Annotated in this window: 24 protein-coding genes; 11 read left to right on the forward strand and 13 right to left on the reverse strand. The window is 72.0% G+C overall.

All coding sequences use genetic code 11. From position 1 onward, the window contains the following. Positions 1–219 precede the first annotated feature (219 nt). Positions 220–1,248: a LacI family DNA-binding transcriptional regulator gene (locus B9W62_RS07650; protein WP_087806424.1), complete on the reverse strand. Its 1,029-nt coding sequence runs from the start codon at positions 1,246–1,248 to the stop codon at positions 220–222. After that, a complete protein-coding gene (locus tag B9W62_RS07655; protein ID WP_087806426.1) occupies positions 1,245–3,707 on the reverse strand; it encodes a glycoside hydrolase family 2 protein in 2,463 nt (820 codons plus the stop codon). Before B9W62_RS07655 ends, B9W62_RS07650 begins: the two co-directional genes overlap by 4 nt. A gap of 271 nt (positions 3,708–3,978) precedes the next feature. Between B9W62_RS07655 and B9W62_RS07660 the strand changes: the two genes are divergently transcribed. The 3 genes from B9W62_RS07660 to B9W62_RS07670 are packed head-to-tail and all read left to right on the forward strand — an operon-like array spanning position 3,979 to position 7,184. Further along, entirely contained in the window at positions 3,979–5,301 is a 1,323-nt protein-coding gene (locus tag B9W62_RS07660; RefSeq protein ID WP_087806428.1) for an ABC transporter substrate-binding protein, read from the forward strand. A 42-nt stretch (positions 5,302–5,343) separates the two neighbouring features. Further along, complete coding sequence (locus tag B9W62_RS07665) at positions 5,344–6,318, forward strand: carbohydrate ABC transporter permease (protein WP_059300409.1); 975 nt, start codon at positions 5,344–5,346, stop codon at positions 6,316–6,318. Then, positions 6,315–7,184, forward strand: a complete 870-nt coding sequence (locus tag B9W62_RS07670) for a carbohydrate ABC transporter permease (RefSeq protein WP_059300410.1) — start codon at positions 6,315–6,317, stop codon at positions 7,182–7,184. The genes B9W62_RS07665 and B9W62_RS07670 overlap by 4 nt, the downstream gene beginning before the upstream one ends. A 7-nt stretch (positions 7,185–7,191) precedes the next feature. Here the strand turns inward: B9W62_RS07670 and B9W62_RS07675 are convergent, their stop codons facing one another. Together B9W62_RS07675 and B9W62_RS07680 are read right to left on the reverse strand one after the other, a co-directional pair. Continuing rightward, positions 7,192–7,806, reverse strand: coding sequence for a TOPRIM nucleotidyl transferase/hydrolase domain-containing protein (locus tag B9W62_RS07675; RefSeq protein ID WP_087811803.1), 615 nt, complete (start codon positions 7,804–7,806; stop codon positions 7,192–7,194). Positions 7,807–7,873: 67 nt separating this feature from the next. Continuing rightward, a complete protein-coding gene (locus B9W62_RS07680) occupies positions 7,874–9,427 on the reverse strand; it encodes an IucA/IucC family protein (RefSeq protein ID WP_087806430.1) in 1,554 nt (517 codons plus the stop codon). A gap of 139 nt (positions 9,428–9,566) precedes the next feature. Between B9W62_RS07680 and B9W62_RS07685 the strand changes: the two genes are divergently transcribed. The 3 genes from B9W62_RS07685 (at position 9,567) to B9W62_RS07695 (ending at position 13,236) form a co-directional block, all read left to right on the forward strand. Further along, on the forward strand, positions 9,567–11,093 hold the full coding sequence (locus B9W62_RS07685; protein WP_087811804.1) for an IucA/IucC family protein: 1,527 nt from the start codon (positions 9,567–9,569) through the stop codon (positions 11,091–11,093). A gap of 62 nt (positions 11,094–11,155) precedes the next feature. Further along, positions 11,156–12,421 (forward strand): vWA domain-containing protein, encoded by a 1,266-nt coding sequence (locus B9W62_RS07690; RefSeq protein ID WP_087806432.1) that lies wholly within the window; start codon positions 11,156–11,158, stop codon positions 12,419–12,421. Next, positions 12,421–13,236, forward strand: coding sequence for a hypothetical protein (locus tag B9W62_RS07695; protein ID WP_059300413.1), 816 nt, complete (start codon positions 12,421–12,423; stop codon positions 13,234–13,236). Before B9W62_RS07690 ends, B9W62_RS07695 begins: the two co-directional genes overlap by 1 nt. 42 nt (positions 13,237–13,278) lie before the next feature. Here the strand turns inward: B9W62_RS07695 and B9W62_RS07700 are convergent, their stop codons facing one another. Next, a complete protein-coding gene (locus B9W62_RS07700; protein ID WP_059300414.1) occupies positions 13,279–13,935 on the reverse strand; it encodes a winged helix-turn-helix transcriptional regulator in 657 nt (218 codons plus the stop codon). Positions 13,936–14,022: 87 nt separating this feature from the next. On the opposite strand from B9W62_RS07700, the gene B9W62_RS07705 reads away from it, so the two are divergent. Then, positions 14,023–15,231 (forward strand): pyridoxal phosphate-dependent aminotransferase, encoded by a 1,209-nt coding sequence (locus tag B9W62_RS07705; RefSeq protein WP_087806434.1) that lies wholly within the window; start codon positions 14,023–14,025, stop codon positions 15,229–15,231. Between the two features lie 99 nt (positions 15,232–15,330). Here the strand turns inward: B9W62_RS07705 and B9W62_RS07710 are convergent, their stop codons facing one another. Beyond that, positions 15,331–15,690, reverse strand: a complete 360-nt coding sequence (locus B9W62_RS07710; protein ID WP_256976227.1) for a hypothetical protein — start codon at positions 15,688–15,690, stop codon at positions 15,331–15,333. A 105-nt stretch (positions 15,691–15,795) separates the two neighbouring features. On the opposite strand from B9W62_RS07710, the gene B9W62_RS07715 reads away from it, so the two are divergent. From B9W62_RS07715 to B9W62_RS07725, 3 genes are read left to right on the forward strand one after another with little or no spacing between them, the layout of a single operon-like run. After that, positions 15,796–16,395, forward strand: coding sequence for a histidine phosphatase family protein (locus tag B9W62_RS07715; protein ID WP_087806435.1), 600 nt, complete (start codon positions 15,796–15,798; stop codon positions 16,393–16,395). 58 nt (positions 16,396–16,453) lie between these two features. Continuing rightward, a complete protein-coding gene (locus B9W62_RS07720; RefSeq protein WP_087806437.1) occupies positions 16,454–17,104 on the forward strand; it encodes a hypothetical protein in 651 nt (216 codons plus the stop codon). A 56-nt stretch (positions 17,105–17,160) separates the two neighbouring features. After that, entirely contained in the window at positions 17,161–17,583 is a 423-nt protein-coding gene (locus B9W62_RS07725; RefSeq protein ID WP_087806439.1) for an acyl-CoA thioesterase, read from the forward strand. Positions 17,584–17,599: 16 nt separating this feature from the next. Here B9W62_RS07725 and B9W62_RS07730 read toward each other — a convergent pair whose 3' ends face one another. Further along, the gene (locus tag B9W62_RS07730; RefSeq protein ID WP_179235384.1) at positions 17,600–18,001 is read right to left on the reverse strand and encodes a winged helix-turn-helix transcriptional regulator; all 402 of its coding nucleotides are present in this window, start codon (positions 17,999–18,001) and stop codon (positions 17,600–17,602) included. A 100-nt stretch (positions 18,002–18,101) separates the two neighbouring features. On the opposite strand from B9W62_RS07730, the gene B9W62_RS07735 reads away from it, so the two are divergent. Continuing rightward, positions 18,102–19,535: an MFS transporter gene (locus B9W62_RS07735; RefSeq protein WP_087806443.1), complete on the forward strand. Its 1,434-nt coding sequence runs from the start codon at positions 18,102–18,104 to the stop codon at positions 19,533–19,535. A gap of 226 nt (positions 19,536–19,761) precedes the next feature. On the opposite strand, the gene B9W62_RS07740 is transcribed toward B9W62_RS07735, so the two are convergent. From B9W62_RS07740 to uraD, 6 genes are all read right to left on the reverse strand, one after another. Then, positions 19,762–21,150: a nucleobase:cation symporter-2 family protein gene (locus B9W62_RS07740; protein WP_087806445.1), complete on the reverse strand. Its 1,389-nt coding sequence runs from the start codon at positions 21,148–21,150 to the stop codon at positions 19,762–19,764. A gap of 285 nt (positions 21,151–21,435) precedes the next feature. Further along, on the reverse strand, positions 21,436–22,833 hold the full coding sequence (locus B9W62_RS07745; RefSeq protein WP_087806447.1) for an 8-oxoguanine deaminase: 1,398 nt from the start codon (positions 22,831–22,833) through the stop codon (positions 21,436–21,438). A 72-nt stretch (positions 22,834–22,905) separates the two neighbouring features. Continuing rightward, the gene (locus tag B9W62_RS07750; protein ID WP_087806449.1) at positions 22,906–24,321 is read right to left on the reverse strand and encodes a nucleobase:cation symporter-2 family protein; all 1,416 of its coding nucleotides are present in this window, start codon (positions 24,319–24,321) and stop codon (positions 22,906–22,908) included. A 64-nt stretch (positions 24,322–24,385) separates the two neighbouring features. Then, positions 24,386–25,321 (reverse strand): factor-independent urate hydroxylase, encoded by a 936-nt coding sequence (gene pucL / locus B9W62_RS07755; RefSeq protein WP_087806451.1) that lies wholly within the window; start codon positions 25,319–25,321, stop codon positions 24,386–24,388. Positions 25,322–25,328: 7 nt separating this feature from the next. Continuing rightward, positions 25,329–25,730 carry a hydroxyisourate hydrolase gene (uraH, locus tag B9W62_RS07760; protein ID WP_087806453.1) on the reverse strand — a complete coding sequence of 134 codons (402 nt, stop codon included), beginning with the start codon at positions 25,728–25,730 and terminating at the stop codon, positions 25,329–25,331. Then, positions 25,727–26,242 carry a 2-oxo-4-hydroxy-4-carboxy-5-ureidoimidazoline decarboxylase gene (uraD, locus tag B9W62_RS07765; protein WP_179235385.1) on the reverse strand — a complete coding sequence of 172 codons (516 nt, stop codon included), beginning with the start codon at positions 26,240–26,242 and terminating at the stop codon, positions 25,727–25,729. Before uraD ends, uraH begins: the two co-directional genes overlap by 4 nt. Between the last annotated feature and the right edge of the window lie 119 nt (positions 26,243–26,361).

A 26,361-nucleotide genomic window follows, 5' to 3' on the forward strand; every position in this document is an offset into this window, starting at 1 on the left:
TGACAACGTTGTCCCGTACCCCGGGGCGGACATTTACCGGTTAACCGATAGGGACCGTAGGGACACCTGGCGGGCCTGTCAATCCGTCAGGCAGAGGCAGTTGACGCAGGTGAACGACCTGGATACGCGGGCTTCACGCTCTGGTCAGCGCGTTTAGCGGTTTAGCAAAAAGAGGGGGCGCGACATGATGTCGCGCCCCTCCCGGTGGCCGCTCCGCCGCTACGAACGAGGCGACGCCGTCGACGCCCGCGGCACCAGTGACGGAGTCGCCACCGGCCGGGACGCCACGTCCTTGCCCGCCAGCACGTCGAACAGCACCCGCGTCACCTGCGCGCCGAAGCCGTGCACGTCGTGACTCATCGCCGACAGGGTCGGATGGGTCAGCCGGCACAACTGGGAGTCGTCCCAGGCGAGCAGCGACAGGTCGTCCGGCACGGAGACGCCCATCTCGGCGGCGACGCCGAGTCCGGCGACGGCCATGATGTCGTTGTCGTAGAGGATCGCCGTGGGTCGCTCGGCGGACAGCAGCAGGGAGCGGGTGGCGCGCGCGCCGTCCTCGCCCGAGAAGCCCGTCTCGACGTGCGGCCCGCGGTCGAGCCCGAGTTCGCTCAGGGTCCGTTCGAACGCCGTCGTCCGGATCGCGCTGTGCCCGAGCCCCCGGGGACCGCCCACGTGCGCGATGCGCCGGTGTCCCAGCACCGCCAGGTAGCGCACCGCCTCCGCAACGGCGGCGGCGTCGTCCGTCCACACCGACGGGAACCCACCGGTGAGGGACGGGTGGCCGACCGCCACGGCGGGCAGGCCGATCCGCCCGAGCGGGCCGATCCGGGGATCCTCCTGGTGGAAGTCGACCAGGATCGAGCCCCCCACCTGCCGCTCCCGCCACCAGCGTTCCTGGAGCCCGATCTCCTCCTCCAGGGAGCCGACCAGGCGCAGCAGCAGCGAGCAGTCGCGTTCGGCCAGCACGCTCTCGATGCCCGAGACGAACTCCATGTAGAACGGCTCGAGGCCCAGCAGCCGCGCGGGGCGGCAGATCGCCAGCCCCACGGTGTCGACGGACTGACGCGACAGGCTGCGGGCCGAGGAGTTCGGGGCCCAGCCCAGCTGCCGGGCCACCGCGAAGATCCGCTCGCGGGTGGCGTCGGAGACGCCCGGCTTGTCGTTGAAGGCCAGGGACACGGCGCCCTTGGACACACCGGCGGCCGCGGCGACGTCCTTGATGGTGACGCGGACGGACGGTGTACTCACGCCGGTTCCACGCAGAACAGCGCCGCCCGTACGGCGTTGGCCCCGGTCTCGGCAGCGCCCGTGACCCGCAGGCGCAGCCGCTCGCCGGGGAGCAGGGTGCGCAGTCCGGTGTCGCAGACCGCGTCCGGCCCGAGTCGGTCGGCCTGGAGGAGGAGGTCGCGTACGAGGGTGTGTGCGGTTACCACGACCTCGACATTACCGGTACCGGATCCCACCGGGGACTCCACGGCCACGTCGTAGTGCGGTACCGGGTAGGCGAAGTCCCGGTCCGTCACGCAGAAGTGCACGCTGCGCAGATCCTCGCTGTCGGCGACGAGGAACTCCTTGGCCGACCGAGGGGCGGGGGCCAGTTCCTGCGGCACGGTCCGCCGGTGCACCGAGCGGGCGGGCACGGTCACGTCGATCACGCGCTCGGCCGCCTCGGTGCCGTCCGCGCGCAGGCGGCGCAGGGTCACGCGGGCCTGCCAGGGTTCGGCGGACTGGTTGACGACGGCGAGCACGGGCGGGCCCCCGTGGCCGTCACCCGGCTGCACCGTGAGGAGCCGGTCCGCGTAGACCCGGCGCAGCTCGTGGTAGAGCGGCTTGAGCCGGCCGTCGCCGTCGATGGCCGACCAGGAGCTGACCGGCCAGCAGTCGTTGATCTGCCAGACGACGGTGCCCGCGCAGACCGGCCAGTGTGAGCGCCAGTGCTCGATCCCGGTGGCGATCGCGCGGGCCTGCACGACCTGGGTGAGGTAGTGCCAGCGGTCGAAGTCGCCCTCGGGCAGTGCGAAGTGGCGTTCCACACCGCGGTTGAGCTTGCCGTTGCCGTCCTCGGCCTTCTGGTGGTGCAGCATGCCGGGCGAGTCGGGCGCCAGCCGTTCGCCGGGCAGCGCGCGCCGCAGGGTCGCCATCGCGGGCGGCGCCTGCCAGCCGAACTCCGACACGAACCGGGGCACCGAGTCGCGGTACTCGGCGTAGTCGCGGCGGTTCCAGACCTCCCAGGAGTGGTACGTGCCGTGGGCCGGGTCGTTGGGGTGGTGGTCCCATGAGCCGGACCAGGGGCTGCCCGCGGTGTAGGGGCGGGTGGGGTCGAGTTCGGCGACGATCCGCGGGAGCAGGTCGAGGTAGTAGCCGCCGCCCCAGGAGTCGCCGCGCAGCTCGGGCTCCCAGTCCCAGTCGCGGAAGCCCCAGAGGTTCTCGTTGTTGCCGTTCCACAGGACGAGTGAGGGGTGCGGCATGAGCCGGACAACGTTGTCGCGGGCCTCGGCCTCGACCTCACCGCGCAGCGGCTGCTCCTCCGGGTAGGCGGCGCAGGCGAAGAGGAAGTCCTGCCAGACCATGAGGCCCAGTTCGTCGCAGGCGTCGTAGAAGGCGTCGTCCTCGTAGATGCCGCCGCCCCAGATCCGTACCAGGTCCACGCCCGCTTCGGCCGTCTGACGCAGCCGGGTGCGGTAGCGCTCCGGGGTGATCCGGGACGGGAAGACGTCGTCGGGGATCCAGTTCACGCCGCGTGCGAAGACGCGTTCGCCGTTGACGACGAGGGTGAATCCGGTGCCGTGCGGGTCCGACGAGCGGTCCACTTCCACGGTCCGGAAGCCGATCCGCCGGTGCCAGGTGTCGAGGGGGCGCTCTTCGTCACCGGGACCGGCGGCTTCTTCGACGAGCGAGAGTTCCAGGTCGTACAGGGGCTGGTCGCCGTAGCCGCGGGGCCACCACAGGTCGGCGTCGGGCACCTGAAGGGTCAGCACCGCGTGCGTCCCCTCCACCGCGCCGCGCGCCTCGGCGAGGCCGTCCCCGACGGTGGCGCGCACGGCGAGCGGGCGGGTCGTCCCCTGCGCCGTCCGCTCGACCTCCACCCGCAGCTCGACGCGGCCGGTGCCGCCGTGAACCGTCACCAGCGGGCGTACGCCGGCCAGCCGGGCCGTCGACCACCGCTCCAGCCGGACCGGACGCCAGATGCCGGCGGTCACCAGGGTCGGACCCCAGTCCCAGCCGAAGCCGCACGCCATCTTGCGGATGTACTGGAAGGGCTCCGGGTAGACGTTGGGACGCTCCCCGGTCAGTGCCCGCACCGAGGCCGCCTCGTCGTACGCGGAGGCGAAGTCCACCTCCAGCAGCCCGTGGCGCCCGGTGACGTCGAAGCGGTGGCGCCGGTGCATGTTCCGGGTGCGGCCCAGTTCCCGCCCGTCCAGGGTGACGGTCGCGGCGGTGTCCAGGCCGTCGAAGACCAGGTCCGTCCGCTCGTGCTCGGGCGCGGCGGTGTCGGTATCGGTGCGGGTGGCCGGCAGGTCGCGGACGTAGGTCCAGGCCCGCTGTCCGACCCAGGCCACGTCGGACTCGTTGACGCCGAGGAAGGGGTCCGGGATCAGGCCGGCCGTGAGCAGATCGGTGTGGACGCAGCCGGGGACCTGGGCGGGCAGCAGGTCATCGCTGTGGCGGAGGCTCCAGCCCTCGGCGAGCGGGACGACTTCCTTCATGTACGGCTCCTTCGGCGGGACGGACCCGGTGTCGTGGGCAACGCGCCTCAACCTAACGCCAGTGAAGTGAACCGGTCTAGTCCTGACCGCCCGACGAGAGCACCGACGTCCACCCCTCCGAGGCATGGTTCGACCAAGCCCCCTGCACTGCCAGAGGTAACGATTGGATATCGCGAGAGATGCACGAGCTTTACCGGTTAACGAGCGGCTGACATAGTCGCCGTCACCACACCGGAGCCCGAGCCGTGATCCTTGGAAAGGAGCTGGGCACATGGGGAAGAGGACGCTGAGCGTCGCACTGCTCGCCACCACGATGCTGACCGTCGCGGGGTGCGGCGCGGGAGGCGGCGCGGACGCCGGCGAGACCGCCGCCGCGCCGGTCAACCCGGACGGCGTCTCGGGGGACATCACCGTGCTGACCAATCGCACCGACCTGGTCGAGGACGGGACGATGAAGAAGTACGCCGCCGAGTTCAACAAGACCTACCCCGACGTGAAGGTCGAGTTCGAGGGCCTCACCGACTACGAGGGGGAGGTGAAGATCCGGATGAACACGGAGGACTACGGCGACGTCCTGCTGATCCCGTCGGCGGTCGCCAAGGGCGACTACCCGAAGTTCTTCGCCCCGCTCGGCGAGACCTCGTCGATGGAGCCGAAGTACCGCTTCACCGACAAGACGGACGTCGGCGGCAGGACCTACGGCATCGCCACCTTCGGAACCGCCAACGGCCTCGTCTACAACAAGGCACTGTGGAAGAAGGCCGGGATCACCGACTGGCCGACGACGACCGGCCAGTTCCTCGACGACCTCGAGGCCGTCAAGGAGAAGACCGGGGCGACCCCGTACTACACCAACTTCAAGGACGGCTGGCCGCTGGAGAGTCCCTGGACCAACGGCGTCGGCTCGATCAGCTGCGACAGCCAGGCCTCCGACAAGCTGGCCGCCATGGACGAACCCTGGACCGAGGGCAACGACCTCAACACCCTCGACACGCTGCTCTACGACATCGTCCACGAGAAGCTCTCGGAGAAGGACCCGGCCACCACCAACTGGGAGAGTTCCAAGACCCTCCTGGCCAAGGGCCGGGTGGGGAGCATGATGCTCGGCTCCTGGGCGGTCAACCAGATGCGGGACGCGGCCGAGGCGGCCGGGCAGAACCCGGACGACATCGGCTTCATGCCGGTGCCGTCCCAGAAGAACGGCACGTTCTGCGCCACCCTGGTCTCCGACTACCAGCAGGCGGTCAACATCCACTCCGGCCACAAGGAGGCCGCCCGGGCGTGGATCGACTGGTTCACCGAGAAGTCCGGGTACGCGGCCGAGGAGGGCGCCGTCTCCGCCCTGAAGTCCGAGGGGATGCCGGAGACACTCCAGGACTACGTTGACAACGATGTCAAGATGATTGAGCGTTCCGAGGCGAAGACGGCCGACGTCAACGCCATCGACAACGCCTCCGAGATCGGGCTCAACAAGCCGGACTACCGCAAGAAGCTCATCGACATCGCCCGCGGCGTCACGGACGGGTCCCTGGAGGGCTACTTCGACGACCTGAACAAGCGCTGGTCAGCGGCCAGGCAGACGGTCGGTTCCTGACCCCGGCGCCCTCGGCGGACGACGAAAGGCCCTGGCTCCGCAATGACCCGAACCGCTTCCACCGCTTCGCCACCCGCCCCGGCCGCCGGGCCGGGGCGGACCGGGAAACGACCCTCCCGGCATCGCGCACGGGCCGGCTCCTCGTGGCGCGGCCGGCCGCTGCGCAAGCTCACCCCGTGGCTGTTCCTGCTGGCACCGCTGGCCCTGCTGATCACGTTCACGTACGTGCCGGTGGGCAACATGATCTATTACAGCTTCACCGACTGGGACGGTGTCAGCCCCGACCGCGACTATGTCGGCGCGGAGAACTACACCGAGATCTTCACCCGCCCCGAGCTGCTCCGGGTGTTCGCGGTGAGCTTCTACTACCTGGCGGCGTCCGTCGTGCAGATCGTCATCGCCCTGTACTTCGCCGCCGTCCTCAGCTTCGACCTGCGCTTCAGGAACCTGTTCAAGGGCATCCTGTTCTTCCCGTACCTGATCAACGGCGTCGCGATCGGCTTCGTCTTCCTGTACTTCTTCCAGGACGGCGGCACCCTCGACTCGGTCCTTTCCTGGTTCGGCGCCGGCACCGACCACGCCTGGCTGGGCAGTCCCGAGTCGGCCAACACCTCCATGGCCGGGGTGTCCGTGTGGCGGTTCACCGGCCTGAACTTCGTGCTGTTCCTCGGCGCGATCCAGTCGATCCCCGGCGAGCTGTACGAGGCCGCCCAACTGGACGGCGCCGGCCGGTGGAAGCAGTTCCGGCACATCATCGCGCCGAGCATCCGGCCGGTGCTGAGCCTGAGCGTCATCCTGGCGATCTCCGGCTCGCTCTCCGTCTTCGAGATCCCGTACATCATGACCGGCGGCGCGACGGAGACCTCGACGTTCGTCATCCAGACGGTGAAGTACGCCTTCCAGTTCAACAAGACCGGCCTGGCCTCGGCCTGTGCGGTGGTGCTGCTGGCGATCATCCTGCTGATCACCTGGATCCAGCGCCGCCTCGTGCCCGACGAGAAGGTGGACCTCGTATGACCCTCACGGCCCCCGTCCGCCCGCAGGAACGGCCGCGCGGCCGTCCGCGCATCAGCACCGCCCTGACGTACCTGTCGCTGGTCGTCGCGTCCGCCGTGGTGCTGCTGCCGCTTCTCGTGGTCTTCCTGACCTCGCTGAAGTCCTACGGGGAGGTCTCCGACGGCCAGGGCGCCCTGGCCCCGCCCGACGACTGGCTCAACTTCTCCAACTACGCCACCGCCTTCACCGACGGCCACCTTCTGCAAGCCTTCGGCAACACCGCCTTCATCCTGCTGTTCTCCATCACCGGCACCGTGATCATCGGCTCGATGACCGCGTACGCCATCGACCGCTTCGACTTCCGCCTCAAGAAGCTCGTCATGGCGCTGTTCCTGATCGCCACGCTGGTGCCGGCGGTGACGACCCAGGTCGCCACCTTCCAGGTCGTCAACGGCTTCGGGCTGTTCAACACCCGCTGGGCGCCGATCCTGCTGTACATGGGCACCGACATCGTGGCCATCTACATCTTCCTGCAATTCATCCGCGGCATACCCCGGTCCCTCGACGAGGCGGCGCGACTCGACGGCGCGAACTCCTTCACCATCTACCGGAAGATCATCTTTCCGCTGCTGAAGCCGGCCGTCGCGACCGTGGTCATCATCAAGGGGATCACGACGTACAACGACTTCTACATCCCGTTCCTCTACATGCCGGACGAGGATCTCGGGACCATGTCGACCGCCCTCTTCCGGTTCAAGGGGCCCTTCGGGGCGCACTGGGAGAACATCTCCGCCGGGGCCGTCCTCGTCATCGTGCCGACGCTGGTGATCTTCCTGTTCCTCCAGCGCTACATCTACAACGGCTTCGCCCAGGGGGCCACGAAGTAGCCGACGGTCACAGCCCCGCGAGGAGATCCGCCAGCGGGGCCGGTGGCCGTCCGCCGTCCAGGGCCTCGACGAGGAGGCTGCCGTAGCGGATCTTGCGGCCCTTCTTCGTGCTGAGGAAGCGGCGCAGCTGCTGTTCCCGGGGGCGGCCGTGCTGGGCGGGCTGGGCCAGGAAGGTCTGCCAGGGCCGGAGTTCGTCCTCGGCCCGTATGACCTCCTCGACCCGCTCCGGGCCCAGCGCCCGGATCATCTCGTCCTCCAGGTCGGCCACGCAGACGTGGAAGTCGCGGGCGGCGCCCGCCCGCTGCCAGCCGCGGACGTAGAAGGGCTCCTCCCGGGCGTCGCAGAGGCCGGTCAGGCGCAGGCCGAGGCCGGGCGGGCCGAGCAGACCGGCGTAGCGGCCGACGCTCATCGCGCCGCCCATGGACACCACGGCCACGCCCTCGGCGGTCAGGTCACGGTCCTCTCGGGCGGCCAGGGCCTCGACGGCCGCGAGGTCGCTGGGGCCCTCCAGCAGCACCGCCGTCCGCAGGCCGAGGCCTGCCGCCAGCTCCGCCGCCGTGTCCCCGGCGCCGCCCGCCGCCCAGCGGGCGATCTCGTCCCGGAACGCGTCCATGTCCGCCATGCGGCGAGTGTGCACCACCGGGGAGTGGAACGGCACGGGATTTCCGGGCGCGGCGGCCAGTGGCCGCTCAGGCCCCGCGCAGCGGGTTGGGCAGGGGGCGGTAGCGGGCGTCGGCGCCGTCCGCGCCGGTCCAGCGCAGCAGCAGGTTGGTCTTGGCGGGGAGGGCGGGGGCGGTGAGCAGCGCAGGGATCTCGGGGAGGTCGTGGCGGGCCAGTTCACGGCGGACGGCGGGCCAGGGGTCGAGGCCGGGGTGGTGTTCGGCGAGGGCGGCGGCGATCTCGTACAGGTGGTTGACGACCAGGCAGTAGACCAGGCGCTCCCAGCCGGCCGCCCGGGGGGTGTCCGGCAGCAGTTTGACGCCCTCCGCGTCCCGGAACAGGGCCTGCACCGGCATGCCGGTCGCGTCCACGGCGACCAGGGTGTTCTGGAGGTGCGCCTCCAGGACGACGCCGTCGTCGGCGAAGGCGGTCAGGACGGGCGGCACGACGGCGGCGAGGTACGCCTTCCACCAGGCCGCCGGGTCCGCGGTGGCGGGCAGCGGGCTGCCGGGGAAGCCCTCCACGAGGGCGGCGGCCAGGAGCGGGGTCGCGCCGGGCAGGAGGTGGTCGCGCAGTCCGTCGCGCACGACGACGGCCAGTTCCTCGAAGGCGAAGTCCGCGGTGCGGTGGCCGCGGTCGCCGAGCCAGGCGGCGGGGGGTCCCACGGAGGCGAAGGCCTCCGTGACGGCGGTGTCGGTGCGGCGCAGTCGCATCAGGTCGTGGCGCCACAGGCGGCGGATGTCGTTGGTGACGCGCACGTCGAGGCTGAACTTCAGGAAGAGGTCCGCTCCGGGCAGGTATTCGGGCGCGTACACCGTGCGGATCGCGGCCGTCGGCCAGGCGAAGAAGCCGGTCGTACCCACCCGGACGAGCCGGCCGTCGGCGAAGGCGGGGGCGAGGGCCGGTGCCGTCAGCTCCAGCTGCCAGGGGTGCGCGGGCAGCAGCCGGTAGCCGGGCGGGGCCTTGCCGAGGGCGTCCAGGGCGGCGGTGTCGCCCTCGTCGACGACGGAGTCCTCGCGCACGGCGAGCAGCACCAGCGGGAAGCGGGCGTGTGCCTCGGGCGCGTACGGCAGCCACCCGGCGTGCGGGCCGCCGCCGCGCGCCTTGGGAGCGGGATGGTGGGTGTGGCCGGTGAGCAGGGCCTGCTCGGAGCGGAGGTACGGGTCCGCGGGCGGGGTGGCACGCGCGCGTGCCGTCAGCAGGGCGGCCACCGCGTCGCGGCTGTCGGTCATCTCGGTGGGCAGTTCGTGGTTGGGCACACCGGTGTGCCGGCGCAGTGCCTCGGCGACCAGCTTCACCAGTTCGGCGTGGTCGACCAGGTGCCACCCGCCCTGCGTGCGGACCTCCGGTTCGGCGGGCCGCCGTCCCGGGCGCACCCGCAGCAGTCTGCCGCCGGGCAGCCGGTACACGGGGCGGGCACCGGGGCCCGGCAGGGGCTCGGCCACCTCGCGCAGCAGGCAGTTCAGCAGCGGTACGGCCGCGTGGGCGTCGGCTCGGCGCGCCACGTCGTCCCGGGCGGCGGCGCTGCCCGGGAGGGGGGCGTCGGCGCCGGTGGGCGGGGGCAGGAGATCCACGCGTTCCACTCGTTCCCTACGGTCGGTCCATGGCGGAGAGGACGGAGACGATCAGTATGTCTCTCGTCATGACAGTCGTCGGTCCTCCGCCGTGACGTCGTACGCGTACGCGTACGCGTACTCCGACCCGTACCCGAGGAGCCTGCCCGTGCATCGTCCCCCCAGTGCGGCGGCCGAGGTCGCCGAGGAGCTGGCGGCCGTCCGTCCCGCTCTGGTCGCCCGGTTCGCGGCCGAGCGGCCAGCGGCCCGCGCGGCCGTGCTGTCACGGCTGTGGCGTGCCCTCGCCTTCGAACCGCTGCCGTGGATCGAGGGCCGGGAGCGGTCCGGAGTCGCGCTCGTCCTGCGCCTGCGGGACGGCCGCCGGCTGAGCGGTCCGCCCGCCGACCCGTACCGCACGGACGCGTACGTGCCGGTGGTACGGCTGGACGAGGTCGCGTACGACGACCCGGAGCGGCTGCTGACCGACCTCGCCGTACCGCACTCGGCCTCCTTCGCCGCCGAACTCGGGCACAGTGCGGCGTCCTTGGCGCTGTCGCGTGCGGCACAGCCGCGGGCGGTCCGGGAGGGGCTGCCCGAGAATCACCCGGACGAGTGGCCGGACAGCGGCTGGGGCTGGGAGCGGCGGGTGGTCGACGGGCACCCGTACCACCCCGGTTGCCGTGCGCGGCCCGGCTTCTCGGTGGCGGAGCAGCTCGCCTACGGGCCCGAGCACGGGCCGGTGGTGGAGCTGGGGCTCGTGCCGGTCCCGGTGGCGGAGTGCCTGGTGACGGGGGTGTGGCCCGGGGAGCTGCGGGACGGGGCGCGGGTGCTGGTCCCGGTGCATCCCTGGCAGGCCGCGCACGTGCTCAAGCAGTCGTACGCGGCCGGGCCCGCCGCGCATCCGCTGATGTCCCTGCGGACCCTCGCCGTGCCCGGCTCGGTGCACGTCAAGACCGCGCTGAGTGCCCGGCTGACGTCCTCGGTGCGGGACATCTCGGTCGCCTCGATCGCCGCGTCGGCCGATCTGTCGTCGTTCGGGGAGCGGTTGGCGGCGCGTCTGGACGGCCTGCTCCACGTGACCCGCACGCTGGGCGCGGCCACCGCCCACTCCCCCGACCTGGCCGCCGTACTGCGCGAAGCGCCCGAGGTGTACGCCTCGCCGGGCGAGCACGTCGTTCCGGTGGCCGCGCTGGCGACCACCGGACTGCCGCGTTCCCCCGCGTGGCTCGCCGGCTTCGCCCGGCTGGCGCTCACCGTCGGGCTGCGCGCGCTGGAGCTGGGCGTGGCCCTGGAGGCGCACGGTCAGAACCTCCTGGTCGTGCTGTCCGCGGAGGGCGACCCGCTGCGCCTGGTCTACCGCGACCTGGCCGACATCCGCGTCTCCCCGGCCCGGCTGGCCCGGCACGGCATCGCGGCCCACGGCCTGCCCGCGCGGGTACTGACCGACGAACCGCGCGCACTGCGCCGGAAGTTGTTCGGCTCGCTGGTGGGAGGGGCACTGGCGGCCACGGCCGGTTCGGGTCCGGCCCTGCGGGCGGCCCTGGCGGCGGCGGTGCCCGAACTGCCCCGCACCGAGGACGTCGTGGCCCTGCGCGAGGGGCCGCTGCCGGTCAAGGCGCTGACGGTGATGCGGACTTCGCCGGGGAGCACGGGCGATCTGTGGACGGAGCTGCCCAATCCGCTGCGGTGGAGGTGAAGCCGGGGCATCGGCGCGGTCTCGTTTTGGAGCGCGGCACCACTGATCAATAGGATCCGCCGATGATCACAAGAACACGGCTGGCGGCGGGTGCCTGTGCCCTGCTCGCCGCGCTGGCGGCCGGGATGGCGTTCCCGGCCGGGGCGAGCGCCGGTGAACCCCCGGGTGAGGACGCGCCGAAGGTCGACCTCGTGCTCGACGTCAGCGGTTCGATGCGCACGCGGGACATCGACGGCGGTACGCGCATGGCGGCGGCGAAGCAGGCGTTCAACGAGGTGCTCGACGCGACGCCGGAAGAGGTGCGGCTGGGCATCCGGACGCTCGGTGCGGACTATCCGGGCGACGACCGCAAGACCGGCTGCAAGGACACCGCGCAGCTCTACCCGGTCGGCCCGCTGGACCGCACCGAGGCGAAGACGGCGGTGGCGACCCTGGCGCCGACCGGCTGGACGCCGATCGGGCCCGCGCTGCTGAAGGCGGCCGACGACCTCGACGGCGGCAACGGTTCCAAGCGGATCGTGCTGATCAGCGACGGCGAGGACACCTGCGCCCCGCTGGACCCGTGCGAGGTGGCCCGCGAGATCGCCGCCAAGGGCATCGGGCTGACCATCGACACGCTGGGACTGGTCCCGAACACCAAGATGCGGCAGCAGCTCAGCTGCATCGCCGAGGCGACCGGCGGCACGTACACCTCGGTCGAGCACACCGACGAACTGACCGACAAGGTGAACCAGTTGGTGGACCGGGCGGCCGATCCCGTGGTGACGCCGGTGGCCACCGAGGGCGCGGACGCGTGCGCGAAGGCGCCGACGCTGAAGTCGGGGCTGTACACCGACCGCGAGGAGTTCGGGCAACAGCGCTGGTACCGGGTGGACGTGGAGCCCGGCCAGGAACTGCGCGCCTCCGTGAGCGTGGGCGCCGACCGCGCCGTGAACCCGTCCTACGGGGTGCTGCTGCGCGCGGTGACCGTGCACGGCCGGGAGATCGTGCGCGGCGAGGCGGCGGGCAACGGCCGCACCGACGCGCTCTCGACCGGGCTGCGCTACCCGAAGGCGGAGAGCGACGAGGACGACGCCCCGGCCGAGGCCGTGTGCCTCCAGGTGACCAACTCCTTCTCCGTGGCCTCCGGCGTGAAGACCACGCCCGGTCTGCCGCTGGAGCTGACCGTCGACGTCGTGGACGGCCCGGGCGACTCCGACGACGTGGCCGCCTTCGGCCTCGGGCGCGGCTGGTGGCTGCTCGGCCTGCTGGTGATGGTCGGCTTCGTCGCCGGTCTGCTGTGGGGCTGGCTCTCGCGCTGGCGGTTCGCGATCTGGAGGACCAACTGATGCGATTCACCCGAGTGTTGAGCGCGGCCGTGGTGCTGCTCGGTCTCGCCGCGGCTCCCGCGGCGGCCGACTCCTCGCCGTCCGCGAGCCCTTCGGGGGACGCTGACGCGCCGACCTCCGCGGGCACGTCCTTCCGTACGGCGACCGAGTTCGAGCAGGGGCAGGTGGCCACGGCGAACGGGGCCGCGGGCGACTACCTGTACTGGTCGTTCCCGGCCGACGCCGGGCAGCGGCCCACCGTCAAGGCCACGGTGAAGCTGCCCGAGACGCACGCCGCCCAGACCTGGCGGGTCGACGTGTACGACGGGCTGCGCCGCCGCCAGGCCTGCCAGTGGGGCGCGCAGGCCCGCACCGCGGACGCGGGCGCCTCCTCCGTCGAGCTGGCCTGCGTCCTGCGCACCGTGCGCGCCTGGACCGAGCCGTGGGCCAACGACCCGCTGCCGGGCACCTACTACGTCCGCCTGACGGCGGTGAACGTGCCGACCTCCGATCTCGGTGTGCCGGTCTCCACCGAGGTGCGGGCGGACTCCAAGGACATCGGCGGGGCCGCGGCGGTGGACGGTTCGCTGGCCGAGCCGCTGGTGCCGGGCATCGCGGTGACGTCGGGCACGAGCAGCGCCTCCGAGGACGACGAGGAGGAGCGGGGTGCCGTGCTGTCCGCGATCGAGCCGGAGGACGGCTGGTCGTCGGGCTGGTGGTCGGACCGCTGGGTGTGGAGCGGGATCGGGGCCGTCCTGGCCGCGCTCGCGGGCATCGGCGGTTACGCGCTGACCCGTGGTTCGGGACGTCCGTCCCGGGTGCCGCCGGGCGCCTGACGGCTCCTCAGAAGGCCCGCCCACGGCGGGCCTTCTGCCGTTTCACCCCTCCCGCAGCGCCTTGGCCGCCGGGCCGTCGCCGGTCACCCGGACGCGACCGTCCCGCACCGCCTCCCGCAGGCCCGTCTCGCCGCGGCCGAGGGCCGCGCACGTCGCGGCGTCCAGCACGAGCCGGGCGTCGGGCTCGCCCGGTGCGGGCCCCTCGCCGTACACGGGACCGTCCTCCCCCTCGGCGCGGGCGTCGGCATACAGGTGGAAGTCCCCCTCGTCCAGCCGGACTTCGACCAGCCCCTCCCCCGCCCCGGCCGCCCGCAGGGCGCGCAGCAGGGGCAGGGCGAACCAGTGCGCCCGTACGGCGTCGGTGGGCCGCCGCTCCCCCAACTCGCCGGCGCCCCACGCGCCGAGCGCCTCCAGGACGGGCAGCAGACCGCGTCCCCGCGCGGTGAGCTCGTAGACGTACGCCGCGCCGGGCGGGGGCAGCCGGCGCCTGGTCGTCAGTCCCTCGCGCTCCATGTCCTTGAGCCGCGAGGCGAGTACGTCCGTGCTGACGCCGGGCAGGTCGGCGTGCAGGTCGGTGTAGCGCCGCGGCCCGGCGAGCAGCTCCCGGACGATCAGCAGGGTCCAGCGGTCGCCGACGGCGTCGAGCGCGCGGGCGGCGGAACAGTACTGGTCGTAGCTACGGCGAGGACGTGGTGACATGCGACGCAGTGTAGACAAGTTGTTGGACTTTCCAAGCGGCTACTTGGTAAAACCAAGCAACACCAGATTCCGGAGGGGAAGCCGCGCATGGAGTTCCGGCAGTCGAACAAGCTCAGCGAGGTCTGTTACGAGATCCGCGGCCCGGTCATCGAGCACGCCAACGCGCTGGAGGAGGCGGGACACAGCGTGCTGCGCCTGAACACCGGCAACCCGGCCCTCTTCGGGTTCGAGGCGCCCGAGGAGATCGTCCAGGACATGATCCGAATGCTGCCCCGGGCGCACGGCTACACGGACTCGCGCGGCATCCTCTCCGCCCGCCGGGCCGTCGCCCAGCGCTACCAGGCGCTCGGCCTGGAGGTGGACGTGGACGACGTCTTCCTGGGCAACGGCGTCTCCGAGCTGATCTCCATGGCCGTACAGGCCCTGCTTGAGGACGGCGACGAGGTCCTGATCCCCGCCCCCGACTTCCCCCTCTGGACGGCGGTGACCACCCTCGCGGGCGGCAAGGCGGTGCACTACCTCTGCGACGAGCAGGCGGAGTGGTACCCGGACCTGGCCGACATGGAAGCGAAGATCACCGACCGCACCAAGGCGGTCGTCATCATCAACCCCAACAACCCCACCGGCGCCGTCTACCCCAAGGAGATCGTCGAGGGCATCCTCGACCTCGCCCGCCGGCACGGCCTGATGGTCTTCGCCGACGAGATCTACGACCAGATCCTGTACGACGACGCCGTGCACCACGCGGCCGCGTCCCTCGCCCCCGACCTGGTGGTGCTGACCTTCTGCGGCCTGTCCAAGACGTACCGGGTGGCGGGCTTCCGCTCCGGCTGGCTGGTGGTGACGGGGCCGAAGCAGCACGCGAAGGACTACCTGGAGGGCCTGACCATGCTGGCCTCCATGCGCCTGTGCGCCAACGCGCCCGCCCAGTACGCCATCCAGGCCGCGCTCGGCGGCCGCCAGTCCATCCGCGAGCTGACGGCCCCCGGCGGACGGCTGCACGAACAGCGGGACGTGGCCTGGGAGAAGCTCAACGAGATCCCCGGCATCTCCTGCGTCAAGCCCAAGGGCGCGCTGTACGCGTTCCCGCGGATCGACCCGGCCGTCCACAAGATCCACGACGACGAGCGCTTCGTCCTGGACCTGCTGCTGCGGGAGAAGATCCAGGTGGTGCAGGGGACGGGCTTCAACTGGCCCTCCCCCGACCACTTCCGCATCCTGACCCTGCCGCACGCGGAGGACCTGGAGGCGGCGATCGGCCGGATCGGGCGCTTCCTGAGCGGCTACCGCCAGTAGCGGCCGGGCCTCAGCCCTTCCGGGTGAAGCGGACGCCCAGGTCGCAGGGGGTCTCCGGGTCCGACGTGGCGCACAGGGCGTCGCCGTCGTCGACGACCGTCAGCGTGAGCCGGCAGGGGTCGTCGGACGGCTCGGCGAAGGACTGGCCGATCTCCGATCCGACCGGGCCCGCGGCGAGGTCATGTACAGACCGTCGCCGTCGTCGGCGAAGAAGGCCCAGTCACCGCCGGGGCAGCCGGTGTCGGCGAGCTTGCCCGAGTCGAGCCCGGACGCGGTGAAGGTGCGGTCGGCGGACAGGGTGAGGGCCGTGCCGTCGCCGGCCTGCCAGGCGCCGGTGACGCGGTCGGCGGGGACCGTCGCGGCCCGCGCGCCGGTGCCGTCGCACGCCGTGGCCGCCAGCAGGGTGATCAGCACGGCGGCCGTCCAGCGGACGGCGGGTGCGCAGGGTGTCATGAGCACGGAGGAATCCTAGGTCCGGGCACCCGCCGGGGCCCGAGTCGGTTCCGTGGGCCATGCTGCCCATGTGACACCGTGCTGACGAGCACGGTGGAAAGGCGGAGGTCCATGGGTGATCTGTTTTTGGTCCGGCACGGTGAGACCGAGTGGTCGCGTTCGGGTCGGCACACCGGGCTGACGGACGTCCCGCTGACCGAGAAGGGGCGGGAGCAGGCGCGGAGTCTGGTGCCGTTGATCCGGTCGCACCGGATCGGGGCGGCGTTCGTCAGCCCCTTCCAGCGGGCGCGGGAGACGGCCGAGCTGATCGGGCTGCACGACGTGCGCATCGAACCGGACCTGCACGAGTGGGACTACGGCGGCTACGAGGGGATCACCACCGTCGAGATCCACCGGAGCCGGCCGGACTGGTTCCTGTTCACGGACGGGGTCGCGCCCGGACCGCCGGACCACCCCGGGGAGACGCCCGAGCAGGTGGGTGAGCGGGCCGACCGGGTGCTGGCCACGGTGGACGCCGCGTTCGCCAACACCGAGGGGTGCGTGGTGCTGGTGGCGCACGGGCACTTCCTGCGGGTGCTGACCGCCCGGCACCTGGGCCTTCCGCCCTCGCACGGGGCGCTGTTCCAGCTGGGCACGGGCACGCTGTGCCGGCTGGGCACGGAGCACGGGCGGCCGGTGATCGCCGCCTGGAATGTCAGACCCCCGTCGTAGTCTTCGAAGGCGTCACCGGTGAGCCGACCAGAGAAGACGAGAGAAGGGGGGCCGCGCCGTGGCCCTGTCCCCCACCGCCGCGCAGCGGCGGATCATCGACGCCGCCGATCCCGTCACCGGGCGGTTGCGGGGGACGCCGGCGCAGCTCGCGGCGCTGGTGAAGCGGGGGCTCGCCTTCCGGCATCCGCGCCCGCCGCACGACCACTTCCTGACCCCGGCCGGGCACCGGATACGGGAGGCGACGGACGGTCCGGAGGCGGTGGCGGTGCCCTCCGAGGCGCCCGCCGCACCGGACAGCGGGGGTGTGTTCGCCGCGCGGGTCGGCGGCGAGGAGGCCGCCCCGGGCGACACGGGGCCCGCGCGGCTGCGGGAGGTGCGCGGCGCCTGGCAGGGGCTGCTGGAGCTGCGCCGGATGACGCACCCCGACGGCAGCACGGACCGGCCGTGCGCGTGGGAGCGGTCGCATCTCGTGCGGGCCGCCGCGCTGGCCCTGGAGGCGGCCGGGCACCGTCCCGCCGGACCGGGCGGCGACGACGGATACCGGGTGCGGGCGACACCGCAGCCGGAGGCCGTCGCCGTGTACGAGCCGGACGGCGGCGCGCTGCGGGCCTGTGCGGCGACGCTGGAGCGGGCCGGCTGGCAGGTCGGGGAGCACACCGAGCCGCGCACCCGGGCTCGCTATCTGCTGGCCTCCCCGCGGAAGGTGTGACGTCCGCGTGTCAGGATCGGGTCCCGTCCGTAGATGTGCGAAGAGAGGCAGCAGCGGTGAGCGAGCCGTTTTCCGTCCCGGTGACCGTCCGCGGGTACGAGACCGACACCCAGGGCCACCTGAACCAGTCCGTGTACCTCAACTACGCCGAGCACGCCCGCTGGTCGCTGCTCCAGGCGGCCGGGATCCGGCAGGCGGACCTGGTCGCCCGCGGGGTCGGCCCGGTGGCCCTGGAGACCACCATCCGGTTCCGGCGGGAGCTGCTCGCGGGGGACGAGGTCACGGTGACCTGCGCCTTCGAGTGGGGCGAGGGCAAGACCTTCCGGATCCGGCAGCTCATCACCAAGGCGGACGGCACGGTCGCCGCCGAGGTCGAGGGCCTCGGCGGTCTGATGGACCTGCGCGAGCGCAGGCTGGTGCCGGACCCGCGGCAGCGTTTCAAGGAACTGGCGGCGGAGCCGGGCCTGTTCGGACTGTAGGCGGGGCGGGGCCGCGTCAGGCGTCCGTCAGCTCCGGGTCGTGCTCGATGTCGTAGGCCGCGCGGGCCTCGGCGACGTACAGCCGGTTGCGCTCGGCCCAGTCCGTCAACTGCTGCAACGACGCGTGCAGTTCCCGGGCCACGGGCGTCAGGGCGTACTCCACCTTCGGCGGCACCGTGGGGTGGACGGTGCGGGTCACCAGGCCGTCGCGTTCCAGGTTGCGCAGGGTCAGGGTCAGCATGCGGCGGCTGATGCCCTCGATGCCGCGCTCCAGTTCGGTGAAGCGGATGGGGCCGTGCGCCGCGGCGACCAGGATCTGCACGCTCCACTTCCCCGCCACCCTGTCAAGAACTTCCCGGACCGGGCACGCGTGCGCGTTCACGACCTGCGGGGTAACACCGGTGTTCCGCTGGGACATCGAACTGCCTCCTTATGCCGGTCCTCATCGTTATCCACGATGGCCTCCGTTACAAGACGTGCCCCAAGGGGGCACGCGGAGAAACGGAGGCCACGTCACCATGACGATCACGACCGAGTCCCCGGCGGCGCGCGGGCGGACGTACTCCCGCTGGACGGCGCTCGTCGTCCTGTGCACGGGGGCGCTGATGACGATCCTGGACGGCAACATCGTCACGGTCGCCATGCCCGCCGTCCAGCGCGACCTCGGCTTCACGGGGCCGGGCCTCGCGTGGGTCGTCAACGCGTATCTGATCCCGTTCGGCGGGCTGCTGCTGCTGGCGGGCCGGCTCGGCGACCTGGTGGGCCGCAAGCGGATGTTCACCGCCGGTCTCGCGCTGTTCACGGCGGCCTCCGTGCTGTGCGGGGTGGCCACCGGGCGGGAGGTGCTGGTCGCGGCCCGCGCCGTCCAGGGGGTGGGCGGCGCGATGACCATGGCCGTGGTGCTCGGCATGGTGGTCGCGCTCTTCCCCGAGCCGCGAGAGCGGGCGCGCGCGATCGCGGTGTTCAGCGCCGTCGGCGCGGCGGGCGGGGCGCTCGGTACCTTCCTCGGCGGGGCGTTGACCGAGGCGCTGAGCTGGCACTGGATCTTTCTGATCAACCTGCCGATCGGGGTGGCCGCCTGGGCGGCGGCGGTCCGGGTCCTCGCGCCCGACGAGGGCACGGGCCCCGGCCGCGGGGTGGACTACCCCGGGGCGGCCCTGGTCACGGGTGCGCTGATGCTGACGGTGTACACGATCACCGGTTCCGGTGGGTCGGCCGTCGTCACGACGGTGTTCCTCTCCATGGCCGCGCTCGCCCTGTTCGTCGCGTTCGCGGTGCGGCAGGCGCGTGCCGCCCGCCCGCTGTTGCGGCTGCGCCTGTTCCGCTCGCGGCTGCTGACGGGGGCGAACGCCGTGCAGGTGCTGATGGTGGCGACGATGTACGGCTTCCAGTTCATCGGCGCGCTGTACCTCCAGCGCGTGCTGGGCTACGGGGAGTTGGCGACGGGGACCGCGTTCCTGCCGGCTCCGGTCCTGATCGGTGTGCTGATGCTGGGGCTCTCGGCCCGCACGATCGGCCGGTTCGGGGCGTACCGGGTGCTGCTGGCCGGGCTGGTGCTGATCGTCGCCGGGATGGCGCTGCTGAGCCGCGCGCCGGTGGACGGCGGCTACCTCACGGACGTACTGCCGCCGATGCTGCTCCTGGCCGCGGGCTTCGCCGCCGCGATGCCCGCGTTGACGGGGCTGGCGATGTCCGGGGCTCGGGAGGAGGACGCGGGGCTGGCGTCCGGGTTGTTCAACACCACGCAGGTGGTGGGCGGTTCGCTGGGGCTGGCGGCGTTGTCGGCGCTCGCGGCGGCCCGCACCGACGGCCTGCTCGGCGGCGGGTCGGCGGCCGTGACGGCCACGGCCGCGGGCTACCAACTGGCGTCCCGGGTGGCGGCCGTGGTCGCGACGGGCGCCCTGGTCCTGGCGGCGGTCGTGCTGCGGCGTCGCGCGGGGACGCGCGATTGACCGGGCGGGACAGCCCGTCGCGGGCGGCACGCCCGCACACTTCGTCCCGGGCGGCACGCACACACGCATCGTTCCGGTAGGCACGCGCACACACTTCGTCACGGGCGACACGCGCACACACTTCGTCCCGGGCGGCACGCGCACACACTTCGTCCCGGGCGGCACGCCCGCACACGGCGTGCCGCCCGGGACGCGTCCGACGGTCAGACCGCACGGGACGCCGGCGTCACTTCATCGCCGCCTCCCGGGACGACTCGGTGATCTCGTCGCCCGCCTCCATCGGGTGGGTGACGTCCTCCGCGTCCCGTTCCCGGCCGCCGATGTGGTTGAAGACCAGGTTGAGCAGGACGGCGGCCACACAGCCGGTCGAGATGCCCGAGTCGAGGATGATGCGCGCGTTCTCCGGGAACGAGTGGTAGAACTCCGGCGCCGCGATCGGGATGATGCCGACGGCCAGGGAGACCGCCACGATCAGGACGTTGTTGTCCTTGTCCAGGCTGGCCCGGACCAGGGTCTGGATGCCGCTGGCCGCGACCGAGCCGAAGAGGACCACGCCGGCGCCGCCCAGCACCGGGCGCGGGACGACGGCGATGAGCGAGGCCGCCATCGGGCACAGGCCCATCAGGACGAGGAAGCCGCCGCCGACCGCGACGACGTAGCGGCTGCGGATCTTCGTCATCGCGACCAGCCCGATGTTCTGGGCGAAGGCGCTGCACATGAAGCCGTTGAAGACCGGGCTGAGGGCCGAGCCCAGGGTGTCGGCGCGCAGTCCGGCCGCGATGGTCTTCTCGTCGGCCGGGCGGTCCACGATCTCGCCGAGGGCGAGCATGTCGGCCGTGGACTCGGTCATCGAGACCACCATCACCACGCACATGGAGATGATCGCGGCGATCTGGAACTGCGGGGCGCCGAAGTGGAACGGCGTCGGGAAGCCGACGACGTCCGCGTCCGCGACCGGGCCGAAGTCCGTGACGCCGAACGGGATCGCGACGAGCGTGCCCGCGATCAGGCCGAGCAGTACGGCGATCTGCTTGACGAAGCCGCGGGTGAAGCGGCGCAGGACGAGGACGATGGCGAGGGTGATCCCGGCCAGGCCGAGGTTGGTCGCCGAGCCGAAGTCGTCCGCGGTGGGGCTGGGTCCCTGTGCCCAGCCGAAGGCGACCGGCAGCAGGGATATGCCTATCAGGGTGATGACGGTGCCGGTGACGACCGGCGGGAAGAAGCGGATCGCCTTGCTGAAGAAGGGGGCGGCGACGAAACCGAGGAGTCCGGCGACGATGACGGCGCCGAAGATGATCGGCAGCGCGTCGGACTTGTCGTCGGTGGAGGCGACCACCGCGGTCATCGGGGCGACACCGGCGAAGGTGACGCCGTTGACGAAGGGCAGCCGGGCGCCGATCTTCCAGATGCCCAGGGTCTGGAGGAAGGTCGCCAGGCCCGCGGTGAACAGGCAGGCGCCGGTGAGGAAGGTCAGCTCGGTGGCGCTCAGGCCGATGGCCGCGCCGACGATCAGGGGCGGGGCGACGACCCCGGCGTACATGGCGGCCACGTGTTGCAGGCCGGTCGTCGCCATTTTCAGTGGCGGGAGTTTCTCGTCAACAGGGTGGTCGGCCACGGCGGCGTTCCTCCGGTCGTTTACACGTCGGCTCTGACGTGGGTGTCAGGGAGGTGGAGCTAGTGGTGGTCGTGCGGGACCGGGACGGACCGTTCGGGGGAACGGGCGACCGCTCCGGGGCGTGCGCGCAGGGGCGCACGCCCCGGAGTAGGCCACCGTGGACCCCGCTCGGGTCCACGGTTACCGGCCGGGAGCCGTCCCTCCCGGCCGGAGATCAAGTGGTGTTGAGTTGTACGGGTGTCGCGCGGCGCTCGGCCTGCCGCCGCGTTCGGCGCGTCGCGGCGCTCAGCCCTGCGCGGCGATGCGCGCCAGGCGTCGTGCCTCGTCCCGGGTGGAGCGGGCGAGGGCGTCCTCGTCGACCGTGAGCAGCCTGCCGTCCTCGACGATCTGCCGTCCGTTCACGAACGACGCCGTGACCGGGGCGGGGGCGCCCAGGACCAGGGCGGCCACCGGGTCGGCGATCGAGGAGTGGGCGAGGGTGTCCATCCGCCACAGCACCAGGTCGGCGAGCTTGCCCGGCTCCAGGGAGCCGGTCTCGGCGGACCGGCCGAGGACCCGGGCGCCGCCCGCGGTGCCCAGGCGCAGCGCCCTGCGGGCGTTCAGCGCGGCCTCGCGGTGGGCGCCGAGGCGGTTGATCAGCAGGGCGTTGCGGAGTTCGGTGTGGAGTTCGCCGGACTCGTTGGAGGCGGTGCCGTCGACGCCGAGGCCGACCGGGACGCCGGCGGCGAGCAGGTCGGGGACGCGGGCGATGCCCGCGGCCAGGCGGGCGTTGGAGGACGGGCAGTGCGCGACGCCGGTGCCGGTGCGGGCGAAGGCGGCGATGTCGGAGTCGTTCATGTGGACGCAGTGCGCCATCCACACGTCCTCGCCGAGCCAGCCGGTGGACTCGAAGTAGTCGGTCGGGCCCATGCCGAACAGCTCGTGGCAGAACTTCTCCTCCTCCACGGTCTCCGAGCCGTGGGTGTGCAGCCGCACGCCGAGCCGGCGGGCCAGCTCGGCGCTCTGGCGCATCAGTTCGGTGGAGACGGAGAAGGGCGAGCAGGGGGCGACGGCGACCTGGGTCATCGCGTCGAAGGACGGGTCGTGGTGCTCCCGGACGGTGGCCTCGGTGGCGGCGAGCGCGTCGTCCAGGCTCTCCACCGCGAAGTCGGGCGGCAGCCCGCCGTCGGCCTCGCCGCGGTCCATGGAGCCGCGGGCGAGGGTGAGGCGGACGCCCATGTCGCGGGCGGCGCGGATGATCGCGCCGGACAGGTCGCCGGCGCCCCGCGGGTGGATGTAGTGGTGGTCGGCGGCGGTGGTGACGCCCCCGCGGGCCATCATCGCCAGCGAGCCCTGGGCGGCCGCGTGGGCCATCGGCTCGTCGAGGCGCGCCCAGGTCGGATACAGGGCGACCAGCCAGTCGAAGAGTTTGTGGTCGGTGGCCAGGCCCCGGGTGAGCCACTGGTAGAAGTGGTGGTGGGTGTTGACCAGTCCGGGGGTGGCCAGGTGTCCGGTCGCGTCGATCCGGCGTACGACGTTCTCCAGGTCCTCGGGTGCCCCGCCCGCGCCGACGGACTCGATGCGGTTGCCGGCGAGCACGACGTGACCGGCGGCGTACTCGGTGTCGCCCGCGTCCACGGTGGCGATCGCACAGTTCTCGATGACGGTGCGTTCGGTTGCCGACGCTGCTGCCATGGCTGCCATGCTGCTTCCTTGCCTTTCGGTGGGGCCCGCGGGCGGGGAGTCGAGTACCCACGGGGAGGGCACGGCAGGACCCTAGGAGGATTTGAGTGCCGGAACCGTGCCGCGGCTCCGGGTGCCGAGATGGTGGAAGAACAGGTTGAGGGCGACCGCGACGATCGCTCCGGCGCTGATGCCGGAGCCCAGCACGGTCTGGGCCCAGGCGGGGAACTCGGCGTAGAAGGTCGGCGCGGCGAGCGGGATGATGCCCGCGCCGAGCGCCACGGCGACCAGGATGATGTTGGAGCTGTCGTCGAGTCCGGCCTCGGAGAGCGTACGGATGCCGCTGACGGCGATGGAGCCGAACAGCACGATGCCCGCGCCGCCGAGCACCGGCATCGGCACCAGCGAGACGACCGCGCCGAGGACCGGGAAGGCACCGAGGACGAGCAGGGTGGCACCGGCGACCGCGACGACGTAGCGGCTGCGTACCCGGGTGAGGGAGACGACGCCGACGTTCTGGGCGAAGGCGGAGGTGGGGAAGCCGCCGAAGACGGGGCCGACCAGGGTGGCGAGGCCGTCGGTGCGCAGGCCGCGGGTGATGACCTTGGCGTCGGCGCGGCGGTCGCAGATCTCGCCGAGGGCGAGCATGCCGGCGGACGACTCCGTCATCAGGACCAGCATGACGATGCAGAGCGACAGGATGGCCGCGGGCTGGAACTCGGGGGCGCCGAAGGCGAAGGGCGTGGGCAGCGCGGCGACCGGCGCGGACCTCAGGGCGCCGAAGTCGGCCATGCCGAAGGGGATGGCCGCCAGGGTGCCGATCAACAGGCCGAAGAGCAGGGCCACTTGCTTGACGAAGCCCCGGCCGAAGCGCTGGATGACGAGGATGACGGCGAGGGTGAACGCGGCGAGCGCGAGGTTGCGCATCGAGCCGAAGTCGGCGGCGGTCTTGTCACCGCCCTGCGCCCAGCCGACCGGGACCGGCATCAGCGTGACGCCGATGAGGGTGATGACGACGCCCGTGACCAGCGGCGGGAAGAAGCGCAGCAGCCGGCCGAAGAACGGGCCGACGGCGAGGCAGAAGACGCCGGCGACCATCACCGCGCCGTAGACGGCGGGGAGTTGGCTGCCCTTCGCGTTGGTCTCGACGATGGCGAGGATGGGCGCGATACCGGCCGAGGAGGCGGCGTTGACGAACGGCAGGCGGTTGCCGACGAAGCCCTTGACGCCGAGAGTCTGGAGCAGCGTGGCGACGCCCGCGATCAGCAGCGAGGCCGCGATCAGCCGGGTGCGGCCCTCGATGTCGAGTCCGCAGGCCTGGCCGATGATGAGCGGAGGAGTGACGACGCCCGCGTACATGGCGGCGATGTGCTGGAGCGCGGCGGGGACGAGCCGCGAGGGGTGGAGCTTCTCGTCCACCGGGTGCACGGACGTGACGGCGTCCTCGGTGTGCTCCGGTGACGGGGTGGAACTTGAGCCTTTCGCCGGCTCCGTTGCAGGCTGTGCCATGGTGTTCCCTCCGGTGTGACGCGCCGCCGGCCCGAGCGGCCGGGCCGGTGGCGCGCGTCCCGCGTCAGAGGTTGGTCATGTCGACCGGGATGAGTTGCTCGGCGCCGTCGCGCAGGATGGTGGCCTCGATCAGGCCGTAGGGGCGGTCGGCGGCGTAGTACACGGCGCCGTCCTTGGCCTCGTTGTCGATCCCGAAGGGCGACAGGTCCGAGCGGAAGTGGTGCTTGTTGGGCATCGAGAAGCGGATCTCGTCGACCTCGTCGCGCGAGTTGAGCACCCGCACACCCATCTCGAAGAGGGTCTGCTGGAGCGAGTACGAGTAGGTCTCGGCGAACGCCTGGAGCGCGTGCTTGCGCACGCCGTTGTACGAGCGGTCCCAGTCCGGGGCGTGCGAGTCGACGCCGTCCCAGTTGTGCCGCCACCAGGTGGAGACGGTGGTGGCGAGGATCCGGTCGTAGTCCTCCTTGAGGGTCGTGTACTTGTCCTTCAGGTAGCCGAAGAACTCGGAGTTGGTCGAGTTCAGGACGGTCAGGTCCTTGAAGCCGGAGAGCACCTGGATGCCGTGGCCGTCGTAGGTGATCTCGGCGACGCGGGTCTCCTGGCCGGTGCGGACGAAGGAGTGGGCGATCTCGTCGGCGCCGACGAAGCGGGCGCCGCCCTTCGACGTCTCGATCCGCTCCCAGCCGAACTCCTCGATGCGGATGCGGGCCCGGTGGATCGGCTCGTTGTTGTCCACGAAGTGGCGGGCGAGCTTGACGCCGAGGTCCTCGGCGCTCTCGATCCCGTGCTCCTTGGCGAAGGCGAACACCGTGTTCTTGGTGGTGTCGGTCGGCAGGACGTTGGCGTTGGAACCGCTGCGGTGGACCTCCTCCATGTCGCCGGACAGGGCGACGGAGACGTTCAGGTCCTTGATGTGGTGCGTGTCGCCGTCGCGCGTGATCTTGACGACGCGGTTCTCCGCCTTGCCGTACTGGTTCTGTCCCAGGACGAAACGGGTCATGATTCGGTCAGCTCCCTCGGTAAACGGAGTAGCCGAACGGGTTGAGCAGCAGCGGAACGTGGTAGTGCTCGCCGGGCACCACCGCGAAGGTGATGGTGACCTCGGGGAAGAACACGGGCCGGCCGTTCTCGCTGTCCCGGAGCGCGGGGGCGTCCTGCTGGGCCGCGGCTTGTTTCTTGGCGAAGTACGTCTCGGTGTCGAAGTCGAGCCGTACGTGGGTGGTGCCCTCCGGCAGGGCCGGGAGGTCCTTGCACCGGCCGTCGGCGTCGGTCGCGGAGCCGCCGAGCGCCTGCCAGTCCGCCGCGCGGCCCGTACGGGCGGCGAGGCGGACGGCGACGTCCCCGGCGGGGCGGCCGACGCTGGTGTCCAGGATGTGCGTGGACACGGAGGCGGTGGTGCTGGTGCTCATGGTCGGGCGTCCTGTTCGACGAGTCGGGTCAGGCGGATGCGGTTGATCTTCCCCAGTTCGGTGCGGACGATCTCCCGTTCCTGCTCGGGCGAGTTGCCGATCCGCTCCTTGACCGCGTCGCGCATCTGCTCACCGGTCCGGCCGGTGGCGCAGATGAGGAAGACGTGGCCGAACTTCTCCTGGTAGGCCAGGTTGAGTTCGAGCATCTCCGCCTTGAGTTCCTCGGCGGCGCCGGCCATGCCCGCCTGTTCGCGGGACGAGGTCGCATCGCCCGGCTTGGGGCGGCCGATCGGCGGATGCCCGGCCATCGCCTCGGCGAGGTCCTCCGCACTCAGCTCGGCCATGGCGGCGTCGCTGGCGGCGTACAGGTCCTCTGGGGTGGCGAAGGGGCGGGCGGCGAGCAGGTGCCGGGCCCACGCCGTGGCGGCGCACGCCTCGTGGAGTTCCGCGAGTGCCGCGGTCTCCTCGAGGGCGTTGAAACGGGCCAGGCCCGACGCGGAAGTGGACGTCACGGGAGCCTCCGTGGCCTTGTGCTGAGCGGGCGTGCCGATAGCTAACGCCCTCGGAAACAAGCCGTCAACAGTTTGTTGAAAATTCGGGGTCAGAAAAGCCGCCGCCCGGTTACCGGACG

Origin of the sequence: Streptomyces sp. CS113 (assembly GCF_002188365.1) — a bacterium.
Taxonomy (GTDB): domain Bacteria; phylum Actinomycetota; class Actinomycetes; order Streptomycetales; family Streptomycetaceae; genus Streptomyces; species Streptomyces tendae.